Here is an 18,100-nt window from a genome sequence, read left to right on the forward strand (position 1 = left end):
GCCGCGTCCGGGACGGCCAGTAGGGTTGGCGGTAATCCGCATCAGGGGGTGCGGTACGGGGAAGGAGACGCGCGTGGAGCCGGATTACCGCACCTGGATCGCCGGGGGTTCGCACCTGGAGCTGAGTGGCCACCGGATCTTCTACCGGCAGGACGGCCCGATCGACGGGCGGCCGGTCACGCTGCTGCACGGATATCCGACGTCATCGCACGACTGGGTCTCGCTCTTGCCCGCCCTCACCGAATCCGGCTGCCGGGTAACGACTCTGGATTTCCTCGGCTTCGGTGCCAGCGACAAACCGCGCGGGCACGAGTACCGGATGACCGAACAGGCCACGCTGGTCGAACAGCTCTGGCAGCGGCTCGAAATCACCGGCACCGCGCTGGTGGCACACGATTACGGGGTCAGCGTGGCACAGGAGTTGCTGGCCCGCGACAGTACGCGGGTACAGCGGATGGCCTGGCTCAACGGCGGCCTGTACCCGGACCTGTACCGGCCCTTGCCGATTCAGCATCTGATGACCACCCCGATCGGCAAGATACTGAATCCGCTCATGTCGGAGACGACCTTCCGGATGACCCTGCGCAGGATCCTGGGGCGCCCGGTCCCCGATGCCGATCTGCATCAGATGTGGCTGGCGATGACCGACGGCGGCGGTAAGCACGTGCAATGGGCGCTCAATCGCTACCACGCCGAGCGCCGGGCCAATGCCGAACGCTGGCAGCAGGCGCTCGAAACGTATTCCGGGCCCACGCTTTTCGTATGGGGTCCGGCCGATCCGATCAGTGGCGGCCATCTCCTTCCGCGCCTGCGGGAACGGCTGCCGGGAGCGCGCTTCGAAGTGCTGGACGAACCGCCCGCGACGGGTCACTATCCCCAAGTCGAGAACCCCGAGGCGGTGGCCGGTGCGCTGGTCGACTTCCTGGCCGGGTGAGGGTCGGGCGGGGTCGAAGTCCGGTCCGCCCGGGACCGCGGGGCGGCTCGGGTCAGTTCAGCAAAGGGACCTGTCCGGACAACTCGACACCGGCCGCACGCAGACGATCCAGCGCGATCTGCGTCGTCTCCGCCGACACCGCCGCGGTGAGATCGAGCAGAACCCGGGTGGACAGACCCGCCGCGCGGGCGTCGGCGGCGGTGGCGCGCACACAGTGATCGGTGGCGATGCCACAGACGTCCACCGCGTCGATGCCCTTGGCGCGCAACCACTCCGCCAATCCGACCGCGTCTTCGGTCGCGCCTTCGAAGCCGGAATAGGCGGCACTGTAGGCGCCCTTGGAGAACACCGCCTCGAAATGTGTGGTCTCCAGGTTCGGGTGGAAATCCGCACCCGGGGTGCCGGCGGCGCAATGACGCGGCCAGGTGTCCACGAAGTCGGGCCGATCGGAGAAGTGGCCGCCCGGATCGATGTGCAGATCGCGGGTGGCGGCGATGGCGGCATAGTCGTCGCCCCGGGCAACCAGATACTCGCTGATCTGCCGGGCCACCGCGGCGCCGCCCGCGACCGCGAGGGAGCCGCCCTCGCAGAAGTCGTTCTGCACATCGACGACGATGAGTGCTCTACCCATCTCCCGCACCTCGTTTCGCGCCGGTTGCCTCTCCTTCATTGTAGGAATGTGGTCGCGACAGCCGGTTCGCCCGCGGACAATTTCAAACCCTCCCAGGGGAGGCTGACCAGCCCGCGTGCCACCAACTCCCGGCTGCCGGCCAGGTCCGGTGAATCGGCTGCCGGCTCGCCCTTGCGAATGAGCGGAATCAGCAGATCCCGCACCTCGTACCCGTTGCCGGTGGGGCGGGGTGCCGCGGCCGGATACACGATCTCCTCGACGATGGTGCCGGTTTCGCGGGACAGTCGCACGGCGCGCTTGGTACCGCCTCGCGACTGCTTGTGACTACTGCGCTTGGCCACCGGTACGCCCTCGACTTCCACCAGTTTGTAGACCATTCCGGCGGTCGGCGCGCCCGACCCGGTGACCAGGGAGGTGCCGACGCCGTAGACGTCGACCGGTTCGGCGCGCAGGGCGGCGATCGCGTATTCGTCCAGATCGCCGGACACCACGATGCGGGTGTGTTTCGCGCCGAGGGCGTCGAGCTGATCGCGCACCTGCCGCGCCAAGACGCCCAGGTCGCCGGAATCGATACGCACACCGCCCAATTCAGGCCCGGCCACCTCGATGGCCCGGGCCACCCCGGCGGTGATGTCGAAGGTGTCCACCAGCAGCGTGGTGCCGATGCCCAGCGCGTCGACCTGACTGCGAAACGCCGCCGCCTCGTGCTGTCCGTCCGGGCCGCTGTGCAGCAGCGTGAAGGCGTGAGCGCTGGTGCCGGCGCCGGGAATCCCGTAGCGCCGCACCGCCTCCAGATTCGAGGTGGCGTCGAATCCGGCCAGATAGGCGGCGCGGGCGCAGGCGGGAGCGGCCAGTTCGTGGGTGCGGCGCGAACCCATCTCGATCATCCGGCGTCCCGCGGCCGCGCTGACCATCCGAGCCGCCGCGGCGGCGATCGCGCTGTCGTGGTTGAGTATCGACAGGATCAGCGTTTCCAGCACCACGCACTCGGCGAAACTGCCGCGTACCGACAGGATCGGCGAGCCGGGGAAGTAGAGATCGCCTTCCAGATAGCCGTCGATATCGCCGGTGAAGCGGAAATCGCGCAGCCATTCCAGGGTGCGCGGGTCAAGGAATCGCGCTGCCACAGCGAGTTCGGCTTCGCCGAAACGGAAGTCCCGCAACGCGGTGAGCAACCGGTCGGTACCCGCGACGACGCCGTATCGGCGGCCGTGTGGCAACCGGCGAGCGAATACCTCGAAGGCGCATTGCCGCTGGGCCGAACCGTCGGCCAGGGCGGCCGCGAGCATGGTCAGCTCGTACTGGTCGGTCAGCAGGGCGGTGCTCGCGGCGGCGGCCGATGTGTCCACGCGGCCACTGTAGACATACCGGACGCGCGGCGGTGCGGATGGCCTTCGGGAGCTGCTCGGCGCGGGTGTTGTTTATCCGGAGGCGCGTCGTACTCTGAGGGTATGGGTCTGTGCATGAGAGACGCCGTCCGGATCGCCGCCGGTCCGGTCGGCGCGAACCAGGCAGCGGCGCGAGCGACGGGCCCGCAGGACACGGCATGGCCGGGGCAGTCGTGGGCGAGGCGGAGCAGCCGCGTATGCGCCGTAGCCGGACGGTTGTCGGCGGCTCAGGCCACACCGGAAACCGTCGAGGTCACCGAGATCCTGGAGGCCGAGGACCGGCCGTGGGTCACGGTGGTCTGGGACGACCCGGTGAACCTGATGCACTACGTCACCTACATCTTCCAAAAGCTGTTCGGTTACAGCAAAGCCAAGGCAACCGAACTGATGCTGCAGGTACACAACGAGGGCAAGGCGGTGGTGTCGTCGGGGTCCCGGGACAGGATGGAGCACGACGTACAGCGTCTGCATGCCGCCGGACTCTGGGCGACCATGCAACGTGACCAGTGACCGCGACGGCTACGGTAGCCCCGTGCGCAAGTGGAGCAGGAAGAACTCGCTGAGCGGGCTCAAGCTGCGGTCGGAAATGGACCCCAGGGAGGCGGACGTTCTGCGTTCGCTGGTGGGGGCGGTAACCGGACTGCTCACCGATCGGGCCCGGTCCACCCCCGAGGACGATCTCGCGGAGCTGACCGGACTTCGCACCGGCAACAGCGCTCCGCCGGAGGACCCGCGGCTGGCGCGGCTGCTGCCCGACTTCCATCGCAAGGAACCCGGTTCCCCGGACGCCGATCGCGCCGATCTCAACAGCGCTCTGCGCAGCCTGCACGAACCCGAGATCATCGACGCGAAGGTCGCCGCCGGCACGGTGGTTCTGGAAACCCTGCCCGAGCGCGGCGGCAAGATCGTGCTCACCCCCGAACAGGCCGACGCCTGGCTGAACGCGCTCAACGACGTGCGGCTCGCGCTCGGCACCGCACTCGGCATCGACGCCGACACGCCGGACCAACTCGATCCGGACGACCCCCGCGCGCCGCACCTGGACGTCTACCACTGGCTCACCTGGATGCAGGATTCGCTGCTGCACGCCCTCGCTCCCTGACCCCGCTCTCGCCGCGCGGATGCCGACCTCTGCAGGAGGACATGTGACTTCGGTGCCGGGACCTCGCGATTCGATCACCGATGTCGCTGGTGTGCTCGTAGGCCATCATCACGAACTCGATCCGGACGCGACGCTGGGTTCCGGCGCCGCGACCGGATGCACCGTGGTGCGGGTGCCGGGCGGCGCCACCGCCTCGGTCGACGTGCGCGGCGGGGGACCGGGTACCCGCGAGACCGATCTGCTCGATCCCGGACAGACGGTGCGGCAGGTGAATGCGGTGCTGCTCACCGGCGGCAGCGCCTACGGGCTGGCTGCCGCCGACGGGGTGATGCGCCGGCTGGAGGAGGACGGCGAGGGCATCCCGATGGATCCGGCCGATCCCTCGCGGGTGGTGCCGATCGTTCCGGGCGCGGTGATCTTCGATCTTCCGGTGGGAGCGTGGGATATCCGGCCGACCGCGGAATTCGGTTATCGCGCAACGGAATCGGCGAGTGTGGCGTTCGAGCGCGGCAGTGTGGGCGCCGGTGCCGGCGCGCGAGCCGGTTCTCTCAAAGGCGGAATCGGCACGGCCAGTGTGCATTTCACCGCGGGCCCGGCCGCCGGTCACACCGTCGGTGCGCTGGTGGTCGCCAATCCGGTCGGCTCGGTATTCGATCCGCGGACCGGTCTGCCGTGGGGAGCGGGTACCGACGGACCGGAGCATTTCGGTCTGGCACCCGCCACGGCCGAAGCGCTGGCCCGCGCCAATGCCCTGCCGGTGAAGGGAACCGTGCTCAACACCACCATCGGTGTGGTGGCCACCGATGCCGCGCTGGATCCGGCGGGATGTCGCCGCCTCGCCGTCACCGCGCACGACGGGCTGGCCCGCGCGATCCGTCCCGCCCATTCCCCGCTGGACGGCGACACTCTGTTCGCGCTGGCCACCGGCACGGCGACCGCGGAATCGAATATCGCCCTGCCGCCCGCGTTTCCGGCGGATCTGCTGCTGCTGGACGAACTGTGCACCGCGGCCGCGGTCTGTGTGGAGCGGGCGATCGTGGACGCGGTCCTGCGGGCGAACCCGGTGGCGGGCATTCCGACCTACCGCGAGTTGTTCGGCTGAGTGGCGTACGCCCCGGACAAGGTCTTCCGCCGCCCTCCGACGTGCTATATCAGGCCCGGCCGCGCGGTGGGTGGGAATAGCCGAATATCCTCGGCCGTTGACGGCAGCGATGCGACCCGCGCGGGCCGGGCGCGTCGCGGGCGTGAGCGGAAGGATTCGAACTGTGCTGGTGATCAGGGCCGATCTCGTGGATGCGATGGTGGCGCACGCCCGCGCCGATCATCCCGACGAGGCCTGCGGTGTGATCGCCGGCGCCGAGGGCTCCGACCGCCCCGAGCGATTCGTGGCGATGATCAACGCCGAGCGCTCGCCTACCTTCTACCGGTTCGACTCCGGCGAACAGCTGCGGGTCTGGCGGGAGATGGACGACCGCGACGAGGAGCCGGTGGTGATCTACCACTCGCACACCGCCACGGAGGCCTATCCGAGCCGGACGGACATCTCGTACGCCTCCGAGCCGAACGCCCACTACGTGCTGGTGTCCACCCGCGACCCGCACGAGCACGAACTGCGCAGTTACCGGATCCTCGACGGTGTGGTCACCGAGGAACCGGTGAAGATCGTGACCGAATACCCCCGGGCCTGAGCCCGACGCGTCCGCGAACCAGGCGACCAGAAGAAACAGGAGCACCCATGTCGGTAACCGTGTCCATCCCGACCATCATGCGCACCCTCACCGGAGGTGAGAAGCGGGTCCAGGCGACCGGTTCCACCCTCGCCGAGGTGATCGGTAACCTCGAGACCAACTACCCCGGACTCGAACAGCGCCTGCTGTCCGACGGCAAGCTCAACCGCTACGTCAACATCTACGTCGACGACGAGGACGTGCGCTTCGCCGGTGGGCTGGAGGCCGAGGTTCCGGCCAACGGATCGGTGACCATTCTTCCTGCCGTCGCCGGAGGCGGCCTGGACAGCACCGTCGCCGGCGGCGCGCTCGGCCGCTGATTTCCGTGGCACGCTACGAATCGCTGATCGAGACCCTCGGCAACACCCCGCTGGTGGGTCTACGGACGCTGTCGCCCAAATGGGACGGTGACGACCACGTCCGGCTGTGGGCCAAACTCGAAGACCGCAACCCGACCGGGTCGATCAAGGACCGACCTGCCCTGCGCATGATCGAACAGGCCGAGGCCGACGGCACGCTGCGGCCCGGCTGCACGATCCTGGAGCCGACCAGTGGCAATACCGGCATCTCGCTGGCCATGGCCGCCAAGCTCAAGGGCTATCGCCTGGTCTGTGTGATGCCGGAGAACACCTCGGTCGAGCGGCGGCAGCTGCTGACCATGTTCGGTGCCGAAATCATCGACTCGCCGGCGGCCGGTGGTTCCAACCAGGCCGTCGCGAAGGCCAAGCGGATCGCCGCCGAACATCCCGACTGGGTGATGCTGTACCAGTACGGCAATCCCGCCAATGCCGACGCGCACTATCAGGGCACCGGCCCGGAGATCCTGGCGGACCTTCCGGAGATCACCCACTTCGTCGCCGGTCTGGGCACCACCGGGACTCTGATGGGAACCGGTCGTTACCTGCGCGAGAAGGTCGCGGAGATCGATATCGTGGCCGCCGAGCCGCGATACGGCGAACTGGTCTACGGCTTGCGCAACATCGACGAGGGCTTCATTCCGGAGCTCTACGACGAATCGGTGCTGACCTCGCGGTTCTCCGTCGGGCCCTACGACGCGGTGCGGCGCACTCGGGAGCTGGTACTGGAGGAGGGCATCTTCGCCGGCATCTCCACCGGTGCGATCCTGCACGCCGCCCTCGGTGTGGGCAACAAGGCGTTGCGCGCGGGCAAGCGGGCCGATATTGCGTTCGTGGTGGCCGACGGTGGCTGGAAATATCTGTCGACCGGCGCCTACGACGGCACGCTCGAGGATGCCGAGGAACGGCTCGAAGGCCAGCTCTGGGCGTAATCCCGGTGGACCGGCCGCAGCGCCGGTCCGAGTCCGGTTCCTCGCCGCAGCGGTACCGTTGAGGGCGAGCGACCGGACGGCCGGTCTCGCGAGGAGGTGATGGCGGTGGCCGAGCAGATGGGTCCGTCCTTCGACCCGGATCGGATTGCCGCGCTGCGGGCCGAACTGCAGAGGTCCGCGGGAACACCCGCCGGTTCCGTACCGCCCGGTCCGCAATCTCCGTCGCCGCGGCCCGTTCCCGCCACGCCGGCATCCGAGTCCGGACGCACCGCCGCGCTGAAGTTGTTGTGGCAGCGGGCGATTGCGATGACCCTCAGCTTCGTGGCGCTGCTGTACGCGGTCGAGGGGGTCGACACCGTCTCGAACCACGACCTCGACGGCGCGGGGGTGCGGCCCCGGACGGCCGCGGGTCTGGAGGGAATCGTGTTCGCCCCCGTCCTGCACGCGAACTGGGCGCATCTGATCGGCAACACCCTGCCGGTGATCGTGCTCGGACTGCTGACGTTGCTCACCGGGATCGGTCGCGGTCTGGCCGCCACCGCCATCGTCTGGGTCGTGGCCGGGATCGGCACCTGGCTCACCGGGGCGAGCGGTTCGGTGCACATCGGCGCCTCGGTCCTGGTGTTCGGCTGGCTCACCTATCTGATCTCGCGCGGCCTGTTCACCCGCAACCTGTGGCAGATCCTCGTGGGCGTCGTCGTGGGTCTGCTCTACGGCTCGATTCTGTGGGGTGTGCTGCCCGGACAATCCGGAATCTCTTGGCAAGGGCATCTTTTCGGTGCGTTGGGTGGACTGCTGGCCGGCTGGGTACTCTCATCGAATGAACGTCGTCATCGTCGCGGGGAGAGTGCCGGCCGCCTCGCATCGTCGGGGTGACTGCGGAACCCGGCCGGCGATTTGGGGGATCCCCAGTTGAGTGAGAATGCAGCGTGGCAGCATGGGGGAATGCGCCTCACCGTCCTCGGGTGTTCGGGCAGTGTGTCCGGCCCGGATTCCCCTGCGTCGGGCTATTTGCTGACCGGTCCGGATATGACCCCCACCGTGATCGATTTCGGTCCCGGCGTGCTGGGTGCGTTGCAGCGCCACCTGGATCCCGGCGAGGTCGACATCTTCCTCACTCACCTGCACGCCGATCACTGCCTGGACTTGCCCGGATTGCTGGTGTGGCGGCGGTATCACCCGAACCCGCCGACCGGGAAGGCCATCGTGCAGGGCCCCTCGGATTCGGCGCTGCGGATCGGCAACGCCTCGGCCGAGATCGGCGGCGAATGCGACGACTGGTCCGACGTGATCGATATGCGCCCCTGGGAGGAGGGCGCCGAGGTGCGCTTCGGTCCCGGCCACACGGTGGTCGCCCGCCGGATGTACCACCCGCCGGAGTCCTACGGCCTGCGCATCACCACCGCCACCGGCCGCACCCTGGTCTACACGGGTGACACCGCATTGTGCCCCGCCGTTTTCGAACTCGCGGAGGGTGCCGACATCCTGCTGTCGGAAGCCTCGTGGACGCACGATCCGGCCAATCGCCCACCGGGGATTCACCTTTCGGGTACCGAGGCCGGAATGATCGCCGCCCGTGCGGGTGTCGGCGAACTGCTGCTCACCCACATTCCGCCGTGGACCTCGCGCGAGGACGTCATCGCCGAGGCCAAGGAGCAGTTCAGCGGGCCCGTGCACGCGGTCTCGCCGGGCGAGGTCATCGACATCTGAGCGTCGACCCCGCCGGGTGGAGATGTTGATGCCCCGCCGGGGGAGGGGCGTCGTACCCATCCCTTAGGCTGGCGTGGTGTCTAGACGAGCCGATGGCAGAGCGGACGACGAACTCCGCGAGGTAAGGATCACCCGGGGATTCACCACGCATCCGGCGGGTTCGGTACTGGTCGAATTCGGTCAGACGCGGGTGATGTGCACCGCGAGCGTCACCGAGGGCGTGCCCCCGTGGCGGCGCGACTCCGGATTGGGCTGGCTCACAGCCGAATACGCGATGTTGCCGGCCGCCACTCACACCCGCAGCGGGCGCGAATCGGTGAAGGGCAAGGTCGGCGGGCGCACCCAGGAGATCAGCCGTCTGGTCGGCCGGTCGCTGCGGGCGTGTATCGACCTGGCCGCGATCGGCGAGAACACCATCGCCCTCGACTGCGATGTCCTGCAGGCCGACGGCGGCACCCGCACCGCGGCGATCACCGGCGCCTACGTGGCGCTGGCGGATGCGATCACCTACCTCGGAGCCGCCGGCCGCCTGGCCGATCCGCAGCCGATCTCGTGCATGATCGCCGCGGTCAGCGTCGGTGTGGTGGACGGGCGGGTGCGCCTGGACCTGCCGTACGAGGAGGATTCGCGCGCCGAGGTCGATATGAACGTGGTCGCGACCGACACCGGCACCCTGGTCGAGATCCAGGGCACCGGCGAGGGCGCCACCTTCCCTCGCTCGACCCTGGACAAGCTGCTGGATTCCGCGCTGGCCGGTTGCGAGCAGCTGTTCGAGGTCCAGAAGCAGGCGCTCGCACTGCCGTATCCGGGGCATCTGCCCGAGCCGGGCGAGAAGAGGAAGTAATGGCGCGCCGGGTACTGGTGGCCAGTCGCAACGCGAAGAAGCTCGGCGAATTGCGCCGCATCCTCGCCGAGGCGGGCGTCGCGGGTCTGGAGATCATCGGCCTGGACGAGGTGCCGCCGTTCCCGGAGGCCCCCGAAACGGGTGCGACCTTCGAGGAGAATGCTCTCGCCAAGGCGCGCGACGGCGCGGCGGCCACCGGATTGCCTTGTGTGGCAGACGATTCCGGCCTCGCGGTCGACGCTCTCAACGGTATGCCGGGCGTGCTGTCCGCGCGCTGGGCGGGCCGCCACGGCGACGACGCGGCCAACAACGAACTGCTGCTCGCCCAGCTGGGAGACGTCCCCGACGAACGCCGCGGCGCCCGCTTCGTCTCGGCCTGCGCCCTGGTCGCCGACGGCCGTGAGGTCGTCACCCTCGGCCAATGGCCGGGCAGGATCGCACGAAAGCCGGTCGGCGACGGCGGTTTCGGCTACGACCCCTTGTTCGTCCCGGCCGGCGGATCGGTCTCGGCGGCCCAGCTCACTCCGGCGGACAAGGACGCCGCCTCCCACCGCGGCCGAGCCCTGCGCGCCCTGCTCCCGGCACTGGCCGAACTCGCCGAGTCCTGAGCGCGACCGGGCGGCTCAGCTCGAGAACTCGGCTCGGACCTGGCGGGTGCGGTAGTGCTCGCAGACGAAGGACAGGAACGGGATGGTTCCGGCGAGCGCCGTGATCACCAGTGTCAGCGGCTTCCAGCGCGTCTTGATGCCCAGGTCGATGGTGAACACCAGATACAGCATGTAGAAGATGCCGTGGATCTGGCCGATGTAGAACAGCCAGTGCGGCGCCTTGCTGCTGTCGTCGAGCAGCAGGTACTTGTACACCATCTCCGCGCACAACAGCAGCAGCCAGACACCGGTGATATAGGCGAGCACGCGGTAGCGGGTCAGCGCCGACCGGATGCGGCCGGTGTCGCGGGCCGCGGGGGCGGGCGTGCCGGCCGGTGCCGGTGTGGTGGTGGCGGCCGGGGTGGTGGGGTGGTCGGCGCTCAACCGGCTCTCCTCTCGGTGTCGGGGCCGTCGAGCCCCACGGCGTGCATCCGCTCGCGCACATCCTGTGCGTGCAGATCGGCAAGGTATTTGTTGTATTCGGCCAGCACCGGGTCGTCGTCGCGGGCGGCGGTCGGCCGTTCGGGCAGGATGCCGGCCGGGATCTCGCGCGGAGCAGCCCGTTTGGTCTTCCGCCGAGCCGGGGTCGCGGAGTCGGCCGGGATCGATGCCTCGGCCGGTTCCGTCGCCTCGGTGTGCTGGGCGGCGGTATCGCGTTCGAGTCGCACGAACCGGAAATAGGCGAAGACCACGAATCCGGCGAACAGCGGCCATTGCAGCGCGTAACCGAGGTTCTGCGCGGTTCCGGACGAGGATTCGAACCGTCCCCACTGCCACCAGCCCAACCCCAGGCACGCCAGCGCGGCCACGACCACCAGGATGATCAGGGCCGGGCGACGATGTGGAGCGGACACGCCTACCACGGTACCCGGTCTACTACACGGGCCGTAGTGTGAGGTGCCCGGCGATCGGCGCTGGTCAGAATTTGTAGGTCACGCCGGTCAGCCGCTCGGATTCCTCCCACAGCCGCCGCTGCAGATCGGTGTTCTTCGACAGCCCGCTCGACGGTGACGGCCGCACCGGACCGCGGGAACCGAACAGCAGCGTCGGTCCCCAGTAGGTGTTCGGATCGGCGTCCGGCACGGTGGCCGCGTAGAGGCTCGACTCCGCCGCCTTGCGCGGGGAGTGCCCGGCCAGTGCGATGAAGGGCTTGGCGACCTTGTCGAGCGGGGTCTCGGTCCGGGTGAACAGATCGGTGGGCGAGACGCCGGGGTGGACGGCATAGGACCGCTTGGCGGATCCGGACTCGGCCAGGCGCCGTTGCAGTTCGCGCGCGAACATCAGATTCGACAACTTCGACTGTGCGTAGGCGAGGTTGCGCTGGTAGCGGCGGTTCTCGTAGTTGAGGTCGTCGATCCACAGCTTCGGCGTCTGCCGATGCGCGATGCTGGCGAGAGTGACCACCCGGTCGCCGATACGGTCCAGCAGCATTCCGGTCAGCGCGAAGTGACCGAGATGGTTGACCCCCCACTGGGTTTCGAAGCCGTCCTTGGTCCGCGAGAAGGGGATGTTCATCAGTCCCGCGTTGTTGATCAGCACATCGAATTCCCCGGTGCGCTCGGCGAATTCGCGAATCGAGGCGAGATCGGCCAGATCCAGTGCGGACACTCGGACATCGCCCTCGATACCGTCGGCGACCTGCTGTGCTGTCGTGGTGTTGCGGCAGGCCATGATCACGGTCGCCCCCTTGGCGGCCAGTGCTCGGGTGGTGTGCTTGCCGATACCGCCGTTGGCTCCGGTGATCACGAACGTGCGTCCGTGCTGCGCCGGGATCTCGCTGGGATTCCACGCCATGGTGAGACCTCACTGTTTACGTTTGGGAGTAGGAGCCTCGTCGCATCCTCACCGCGTGACCTTACTCCAGAGTAAGTTCCGGCGGTAGGGTTCGGTCGCCGTGTCGTCAGGGTATCGACCATGGCTCCGGCATGCGCGAAATGAATGCCGAAGATTTGCGGATGAGGGACGCGAGCCGGCGAATTGCCGTGTTACGCCGATCGAATCGGGCCAAGAGCACATACTGAGCTAATGTCCGGTGTCGCCGCAGTCGCCGAATCGCCCGCACCCGTGAGCCATACCCGCGTCAACGTCGTCTTCGCCACCGTCGTGCTGGGAATGTTGATGGCCGCGCTCGACCAGACCATCGTGTCGACCGCGTTGCCGACCATCGTCGCCGACCTGGGTGGCGCAGGGCATATGGCCTGGGTCGTGACGGCGTATCTGCTGGCCGAGGCGGTCGCCACCGCGCTGGCGGGAAAATTCGGCGACCTGTTCGGCCGCAAACTGATCTTCCAGCTCAGCGGCCTGATCTTCATCATCGGGTCGATGGTGGCGGGGCTCGCCCACGGCATGACGCTGCTGATCGTCGCGCGCGGCATCCAGGGAGTCGGCGCGGGCGGGCTGATGGTGACCTCGATGGCGCTGATCGCCGATGTGATCCCGCTGCGCGACCGGGGCAAATATCAGGGTGCGCTGGGCGCGGTCTTCGGCATCACCACCGTGGTCGGCCCGACGCTGGGCGGGCTGTTCACCGACCATGCCAGCTGGCGCTGGTGCTTCTACGTGAACGTGCCGCTGGCGATTTTGATGATCGCCGTTGCGGCACGGGCGATTCCGTCGATCCGCGCCGCGGTGCGGCCGGTGGTCGACTACGCCGGCATCGCACTGGTCGCGATCGGCGTCAGCTGTCTGATTCTCGGACTGGAATGGGGCGGCCAGGAGTATCCGTGGGGTTCGGCGACCATCATCGGGCTGTTCGCGGCCGCGGTGGTCCTGCTGGCAGCGTTCGTCTTCGTCGAGACCCGCGCGGCCGAGCCGATGCTGCCGATGCACCTGTTCCGCAGCAATGTCTTCACCGTCTGCTCGATCCTCAGCTTTATCGTCGGCTTCGCGATGCTCGGCGCGATGACCTATCTGCCGGCCTATCTGCAATACGTCAACGGTGTCTCGGCCACCGCGTCCGGACTGCGCACCCTGCCGTTGGTGGTAGGCCTGTTCACCACCTCGATCATCTCCGGGCAGGTGGTCGGCCGGACCGGCTACTACAAATACTTCCCGGTCGCGGGCACCGCGGTCATGGCGGTGGGGCTGTATCTGATGTCGACCATGGGCCGGACCACCGGCTTCTGGCTGCAATCGCTGTACATGCTGATCCTCGGTCTGGGTATCGGCCTTGCGATGCAGGTGCTGACGATCGTCGTGCAGAACACCGTCCCGTATCAGGACCTGGGCACCGCCACCTCGGGTGTCACCTTCTTCCGGACCGTCGGGTCGACCTTCGGCACCGCGATCTTCGGCACGCTCTACAGCAATCAGCTGGAACCGAATCTGCGCCAGGCACTCACCGAGGTGCCCGGGGTGCCGCCCGCTGTGGCGCAGAGTCCGCAACTGCTGCACCAGCTTCCGTACGCCCAGGCGATCCCGATCATCGACGCCTATGCCGACACCATCGACTACGTCTTCCGCTGGGTGGTGCCGGTGGCCGTGGTCGGTTTCGTCGTGGCGTGGTTCCTGAAGCAGGTGCCGTTGCGCGACAGCGTCCGCGCGGAGGCGGCCGATGTGGGCGGCGGTTTCTCGGTGCCCGATTCTCCGGATCGTGTTGTCCGCCTGGAACATTCGCTGGCGAACGTGCTGCGCAGACTGCGCGACGACGAGCTGCCCGACCCGCAGATCTTGGCGGCCGCGGACAGTCCGCTCGGCCGGGATCAGGCCTGGGCCATCGGGCAGGTGAAGATGTTGCAGCGCGCCCGCGGTTCGGCCGAGCTGGCGGCGGTGGCGCGAGCGCACTGGATGCCGCCGGAAGTGCTGGAACCGGTGTACGACAAGGCGGTGCGATCCGGCTACATCGAATTCGACGGCGACCGAATGGATCTGACCGCGAGTGGCCAGGCCGAGTACGACCGCATTCTCGCCGCCTGGCGCAAGTGGCTGTGCCGCTATCTCGACGATTGGGATTGCGCCGACCCGGACGATCGCGCACTCTTCGACCGCGCGCTGGACAATATCGCGGCGAAACTGCTGGAGGAAGTGGAACGGCCGGAGGCGCTGCGGCTGACGGTGTGATCACCGCCGGCCGCAGCGCCCGGGCTCGATTACCTTGCCCTCCAGGTGAATACGCTCATGCGACAGCGAGTTCGGCGCGCTCGTCGACCGGTGCGTCCCAGTCGATGGTGTAGCTCTGTTCGCGGGCCATGACCTCCTCCATTTTGAAGAGTTTGGTCGCCAGCGGCATGACCAGCGGCATCATCCGGCGCATCATCGGGCCGACGGTCTTCGACTGGTTGATCTTGGCTCCCCGGGCCGCGACCTTCTCCACCCGGGGACGGCGGATCCGTTCGTAGGCGGCGAAAGCCGTTGCCGGTGAATCGAAATCGCGCAGACAGCGAGCGAGCTGCACCGCGCTCTCGATGGCCATCGACGCTCCCTGGCCGGTGCTGTTGGACGGCGCGTGCACCGCGTCGCCGACCAGCACCATGCGGTCGCGATACCAGTGCGGCACCGGCGGCATGATGTGCAGGCCGCCGGTGACGACCAAATCTTCCGGCCGGGTGTTGCGAACCAGTTCGGCGCCGGGGGTGTCCTCGCCGTAGACCTCGCGCAGGGTCCGCAACCACCGTTCGGCGGGGACCTCCCGCGCCTCGGTCAGCGAAAGATACTGCTTGTGGGGCAGATTGGCGCCCCAGGCGACCCGGCCGTCGGGCATCGACCAATACAGGTAGTAGGCGTTGCGACCGTAGGCGAACACCATGGTCTCCGGGGTGACCGGGTGCGAGCATGCGGTGTAGGCGCCGAAACCGAGCATGCCGGTGTAGTCGGCGCTCGGGGCGTTCGGATCGATGAGCGCGCGCACGCGCGACTTGATGCCGTCGGCGCCGACGAGGATATCGGCGGTGGCGGTGGAGCCGTCGGCGAACCGCGCGGTCACGCCGTCGCGATGTTCCTCGACGCCGACGAGACGCTTGGAGTACTCGACCGTCACGCCGGTGTCGACGGCATGATCGTGCAGGACCTGATGCAGGGCGCTGCGATCGATCGCGTGCAGCGGTTCCAGGCCGGCGGCCGTCGGCAGCTCGATATCTTTGTGGCCCAACGACATCACGGTGCGAGTGATCGGCAGAGCGACGGCCCGCACGGCATCGCCGGCGCCGATGGTGTCCAGGGCGGCCAGGCCGTTGGGTGCGAAACCCAGGGCGCTGCCGATGTTGTAAGCCGGTCCCGGGTAGGCCTCGTAGACGGTGGCCTCGATTCCGGCCTTGCGCAGGGCGGTGGCGGCGACGGGGCCTGCGACACCGCCGCCGATGACGAGGGCGGATGTGACTGCGGACATGGGAATTCTCCTCGAGTGGATGAACCCGATTCGATCCGCGCACGCGCTGCCCAGTTATCCTGAAGTTGCCATACTCGGGCTGGGTTCGCCTGCGTGAATGCGGTTCGAGAGGTAAGTGGATCGGGCTCGGCGCGGTGTTGCCGCACTGCGCCGGGCCTGGTTCGTCGGTGGATTGTCGTAGCGTGGACTTCAGTCGTCGGTCGGCTGTCGGAACGTCCCTCCTTCCACCATCGCGGCGACCTCGGCGGGCGGAATCTGCTCCGAATGGGCGCGCCGCCAGAAATCGATGTCGGGAAAGGTGCCGGAGGCGAGTTCCGTACGCAGTTCGGCGACCCAGGCCGCCTCGGCCTCGAGCATCGCGACGCCGAATTCGGCCTCGACCAGGAAGAGCCGCGGCAGAAATCGTGTCTGCTCCTCGATTTCGCGGCGGCGCTCGGCGATCTGCGCCGCGAGCAGACGGGTGCGCTCGTCGAGCAGTGTGATCACCTCGTCCGGCGGCAGCAGGGCCACGACGGACAGGCCCGCCACGAACCGATGGGGTTCGGGTTCGGGGGTCGAGATCAGTTCCCGGATCCAGTCCTCGGCCTCGGCGCGGCCGGCGTCGGTGAGCCGGTAGATCGTCCGTTCGGGCCGGGCGCCGTCGCGCTCGCTGCCGATGACCTCGACGAATCCGTGCTTCTCGAGATTCTGCACAACCGTGTAGAGCGAACCCCATTTGATGTCCATATCGCGGTCCTTGCCGCGTTCGCGCATCTGGGCCGCGATCTCGTAGCGGTGCATGGGACGTTCGATCAGCGTCGCCAGGACCGCCAGGGCCAGCAGATTGGCGACTTTCCGCTTCTCGCGCATTCCCCACACCTCCTTACTCGTCTACGAATATACGTCTACGAGTATGACTGGGCAAGAGGGAGACGAACGAAGCAGCGCACGCACCGGGTAGTCGAGAGTGTCGGACCGGCCGACCGGAGTCGGGCGGTTATCGTGATTCGTCGTGCGGATCTTTGTGGCGGGCGCGACCGGAGTGCTGGGCGCCAGATTGACACCTCTGCTGGTTTCGGCCGGATTCGAGGTAGCCGGGCTCACGCGCTCGGAGTCGAAGACATCGATGCTCACCGGCTTCGGCGCCCGGCCGGTCGTCTGCGATGTCTACGACGCGGCGGCGCTGGAACAGGCGGTGCGCGATTTCGCGCCCGATTTGGTGATGCACCAGCTCACCGACCTGCCCGACGATCCCGCCGATCTGCCCGCCGGACGGGCGGCGAATTCGCGGATGCGCCGGGAGGGCACCGCGAACCTGATCGCCGCGGCACAGGCGGCGGGCGCGAAACGCTTTCTCGCCCAGAGCGTCGCGTGGGAGATGACCGGAGAGGGGCAGGCCGCCAAGCAGTTCCTCGAGGATGCGGTGCTCGGGATCGGTGGCGTCGTCCTGCGCTACGGCCAGTTCTACGGTCCCGGAACCTACTATCCGGAGGACGCGGACCGGCCCGATCCGCCGCGCATTCATATCGCCGAGGCCGCGGCACGGACCGTGGTCGCGCTGGATCTGGCCTCGGGCATCTACGCGGTGACCGAAGACGGCCGCATGGATTTCGAATCGGTGCAGTAGGTTTCGACGCCGGCCGGTCGAGCGCGATCGGTCACCGAGCGCGCTGCCGGAGCAGTTTCGCGGTGGATTCGTCGGCGGGCAGGAAGGCCTCGAGATGCAGTTCCGCGAGCGAGACGTCGGTGGCGGTGGCGAACGAGGTCAGCGTGGTGATCAAGCGCAACTCGCCGGTCTCGCCGCGCAGTCGCAGCGGCACCGCGAAGCCCAGATAGCCGGGCCCGGGATCGGTTTCCGGGAGGTAGCTCTCGAATTCGGCGACCAGTTCCTCGGCGCGCGGATCCGGTGAGTGGCGGTTGCGTGCCCGCATGGATTCGGTGACGTGGCGGCCCCATTCGGCGAAGTTGACCACCCGAGGTGCCAGGCCGTCCGGATGTAATGCCAGGCGGCGCACATTGATCGGCGCGGTGAGCAGTTCGGGCGCACAGCCCTCGGTGAAGACGTCGAACGCGGCGTTCGCTTCGATCAAACACCCGTAGCGGTCGGCGATCAGCGCTGGATAGGGCATATGCCCGGACAGGATCGTGCGCAGCGCCGCGCGCACCGGAGCCAATTGCGGTGCGTCCACACCGGATTCGTCGTAGGCGGGGGCGTAGCCGGCCGTCGCCAGCAACGCATTGCGTTCGCGTAGCGACAGTTCCAGTGATTCCGCCAGCCGCAGCACGATGGCCCGGCCCGGCCGGGAGCGGCCCTGTTCGAGATAGCTGAGGTGGCGCTGCGTGGTATCGGCGCGGATGGCCAGGTCGAGCTGGCTCCACCGCCGCAGCCCCCGCCAGCGTCGTAGTTCCTGCGCGAAGGGTCCCGGTTGCGCGACTGTCGTCATGAGATCATCGTCGGCCCCGGCGTGGCGCTCCGCCATACCCTGGAGGGAATCGCGCGAGCGCGGGCCGGCGGACAGACTCGGCG

21 protein-coding genes are annotated in these 18,100 nt (G+C 68.1%); 13 read left to right on the forward strand and 8 right to left on the reverse strand.

Going from position 1 to position 18,100, the window contains the following annotated elements; all coding sequences use genetic code 11:
* The first annotated feature begins 73 nt into the window (after window positions 1–73).
* Complete coding sequence (locus tag NE2_RS18380) at window positions 74–934, forward strand: alpha/beta fold hydrolase (RefSeq protein ID WP_063027815.1); 861 nt, start codon at window positions 74–76, stop codon at window positions 932–934.
* 52 nt (window positions 935–986) lie between these two features.
* Here NE2_RS18380 and NE2_RS18385 read toward each other — a convergent pair whose 3' ends face one another.
* Both NE2_RS18385 and NE2_RS18390 read right to left on the reverse strand, forming a co-directional pair.
* Complete coding sequence (locus NE2_RS18385; protein WP_063027945.1) at window positions 987–1,565, reverse strand: isochorismatase family protein; 579 nt, start codon at window positions 1,563–1,565, stop codon at window positions 987–989.
* Between the two features lie 35 nt (window positions 1,566–1,600).
* A complete protein-coding gene (locus tag NE2_RS18390; protein WP_063027817.1) occupies window positions 1,601–2,914 on the reverse strand; it encodes a nicotinate phosphoribosyltransferase in 1,314 nt (437 codons plus the stop codon).
* Between the two features lie 114 nt (window positions 2,915–3,028).
* On the opposite strand from NE2_RS18390, the gene clpS reads away from it, so the two are divergent.
* The 10 genes from clpS to NE2_RS18440 all read left to right on the forward strand — a co-directional run bounded on the left by clpS (window position 3,029) and on the right by NE2_RS18440 (window position 10,232).
* On the forward strand, window positions 3,029–3,463 hold the full coding sequence (gene clpS / locus NE2_RS18395; protein WP_373862258.1) for an ATP-dependent Clp protease adapter ClpS: 435 nt from the start codon (window positions 3,029–3,031) through the stop codon (window positions 3,461–3,463).
* Window positions 3,464–3,485: 22 nt separating this feature from the next.
* A complete protein-coding gene (aosR, locus tag NE2_RS18400) occupies window positions 3,486–4,055 on the forward strand; it encodes an oxidative stress transcriptional regulator AosR (protein WP_063027947.1) in 570 nt (189 codons plus the stop codon).
* Between the two features lie 19 nt (window positions 4,056–4,074).
* Entirely contained in the window at window positions 4,075–5,157 is a 1,083-nt protein-coding gene (locus tag NE2_RS18405) for a P1 family peptidase (protein WP_063027819.1), read from the forward strand.
* Window positions 5,158–5,320: 163 nt separating this feature from the next.
* A complete protein-coding gene (locus NE2_RS18410; protein WP_030516111.1) occupies window positions 5,321–5,743 on the forward strand; it encodes a M67 family metallopeptidase in 423 nt (140 codons plus the stop codon).
* Between the two features lie 47 nt (window positions 5,744–5,790).
* Entirely contained in the window at window positions 5,791–6,102 is a 312-nt protein-coding gene (locus NE2_RS18415) for a MoaD/ThiS family protein (RefSeq protein ID WP_063027821.1), read from the forward strand.
* 5 nt (window positions 6,103–6,107) lie between these two features.
* Entirely contained in the window at window positions 6,108–7,070 is a 963-nt protein-coding gene (locus NE2_RS18420) for a PLP-dependent cysteine synthase family protein (protein WP_063012217.1), read from the forward strand.
* 105 nt (window positions 7,071–7,175) lie between these two features.
* On the forward strand, window positions 7,176–7,946 hold the full coding sequence (locus NE2_RS18425) for a rhomboid family intramembrane serine protease (protein WP_425438064.1): 771 nt from the start codon (window positions 7,176–7,178) through the stop codon (window positions 7,944–7,946).
* A 69-nt stretch (window positions 7,947–8,015) separates the two neighbouring features.
* Window positions 8,016–8,780: a cyclic nucleotide-degrading phosphodiesterase gene (locus NE2_RS18430; RefSeq protein ID WP_063027823.1), complete on the forward strand. Its 765-nt coding sequence runs from the start codon at window positions 8,016–8,018 to the stop codon at window positions 8,778–8,780.
* Window positions 8,781–8,856: 76 nt separating this feature from the next.
* The gene (gene rph / locus NE2_RS18435; RefSeq protein ID WP_030516106.1) at window positions 8,857–9,624 is read left to right on the forward strand and encodes a ribonuclease PH; all 768 of its coding nucleotides are present in this window, start codon (window positions 8,857–8,859) and stop codon (window positions 9,622–9,624) included.
* The gene (locus NE2_RS18440) at window positions 9,624–10,232 is read left to right on the forward strand and encodes a non-canonical purine NTP pyrophosphatase (protein WP_063027825.1); all 609 of its coding nucleotides are present in this window, start codon (window positions 9,624–9,626) and stop codon (window positions 10,230–10,232) included. Before rph ends, NE2_RS18440 begins: the two co-directional genes overlap by 1 nt.
* Before the next feature lie 15 nt (window positions 10,233–10,247).
* On the opposite strand, the gene NE2_RS18445 is transcribed toward NE2_RS18440, so the two are convergent.
* From NE2_RS18445 to NE2_RS18455, 3 genes are all read right to left on the reverse strand, one after another.
* Entirely contained in the window at window positions 10,248–10,655 is a 408-nt protein-coding gene (locus NE2_RS18445) for a DUF3817 domain-containing protein (protein ID WP_063027827.1), read from the reverse strand.
* Entirely contained in the window at window positions 10,652–11,125 is a 474-nt protein-coding gene (locus tag NE2_RS18450; protein WP_063027829.1) for a hypothetical protein, read from the reverse strand. Before NE2_RS18450 ends, NE2_RS18445 begins: the two co-directional genes overlap by 4 nt.
* Window positions 11,126–11,189: 64 nt before the next feature.
* Window positions 11,190–12,065, reverse strand: a complete 876-nt coding sequence (locus tag NE2_RS18455) for an oxidoreductase (RefSeq protein ID WP_063027831.1) — start codon at window positions 12,063–12,065, stop codon at window positions 11,190–11,192.
* A 231-nt stretch (window positions 12,066–12,296) separates the two neighbouring features.
* Between NE2_RS18455 and NE2_RS18460 the strand changes: the two genes are divergently transcribed.
* Window positions 12,297–14,330 carry an MDR family MFS transporter gene (locus tag NE2_RS18460; RefSeq protein ID WP_063027832.1) on the forward strand — a complete coding sequence of 678 codons (2,034 nt, stop codon included), beginning with the start codon at window positions 12,297–12,299 and terminating at the stop codon, window positions 14,328–14,330.
* Between the two features lie 55 nt (window positions 14,331–14,385).
* Here the strand turns inward: NE2_RS18460 and NE2_RS18465 are convergent, their stop codons facing one another.
* Together NE2_RS18465 and NE2_RS18470 are read right to left on the reverse strand one after the other, a co-directional pair.
* A complete protein-coding gene (locus tag NE2_RS18465; RefSeq protein ID WP_063027833.1) occupies window positions 14,386–15,594 on the reverse strand; it encodes an FAD-dependent monooxygenase in 1,209 nt (402 codons plus the stop codon).
* 189 nt (window positions 15,595–15,783) lie between these two features.
* Window positions 15,784–16,443 (reverse strand): PadR family transcriptional regulator, encoded by a 660-nt coding sequence (locus NE2_RS18470; RefSeq protein WP_063027834.1) that lies wholly within the window; start codon window positions 16,441–16,443, stop codon window positions 15,784–15,786.
* Window positions 16,444–16,585: 142 nt separating this feature from the next.
* Between NE2_RS18470 and NE2_RS18475 the strand changes: the two genes are divergently transcribed.
* Window positions 16,586–17,200 carry an NAD-dependent epimerase/dehydratase family protein gene (locus tag NE2_RS18475; RefSeq protein ID WP_063027836.1) on the forward strand — a complete coding sequence of 205 codons (615 nt, stop codon included), beginning with the start codon at window positions 16,586–16,588 and terminating at the stop codon, window positions 17,198–17,200.
* A gap of 31 nt (window positions 17,201–17,231) precedes the next feature.
* Here the strand turns inward: NE2_RS18475 and NE2_RS18480 are convergent, their stop codons facing one another.
* The gene (locus NE2_RS18480) at window positions 17,232–18,017 is read right to left on the reverse strand and encodes a helix-turn-helix domain-containing protein (RefSeq protein ID WP_063027951.1); all 786 of its coding nucleotides are present in this window, start codon (window positions 18,015–18,017) and stop codon (window positions 17,232–17,234) included.
* Window positions 18,018–18,100: the final 83 nt, after the last annotated feature.

It is taken from the genome of Nocardia elegans NBRC 108235 (assembly GCF_001612845.1).
Classification (GTDB): Bacteria; Actinomycetota; Actinomycetes; order Mycobacteriales; family Mycobacteriaceae; genus Nocardia; species Nocardia nova.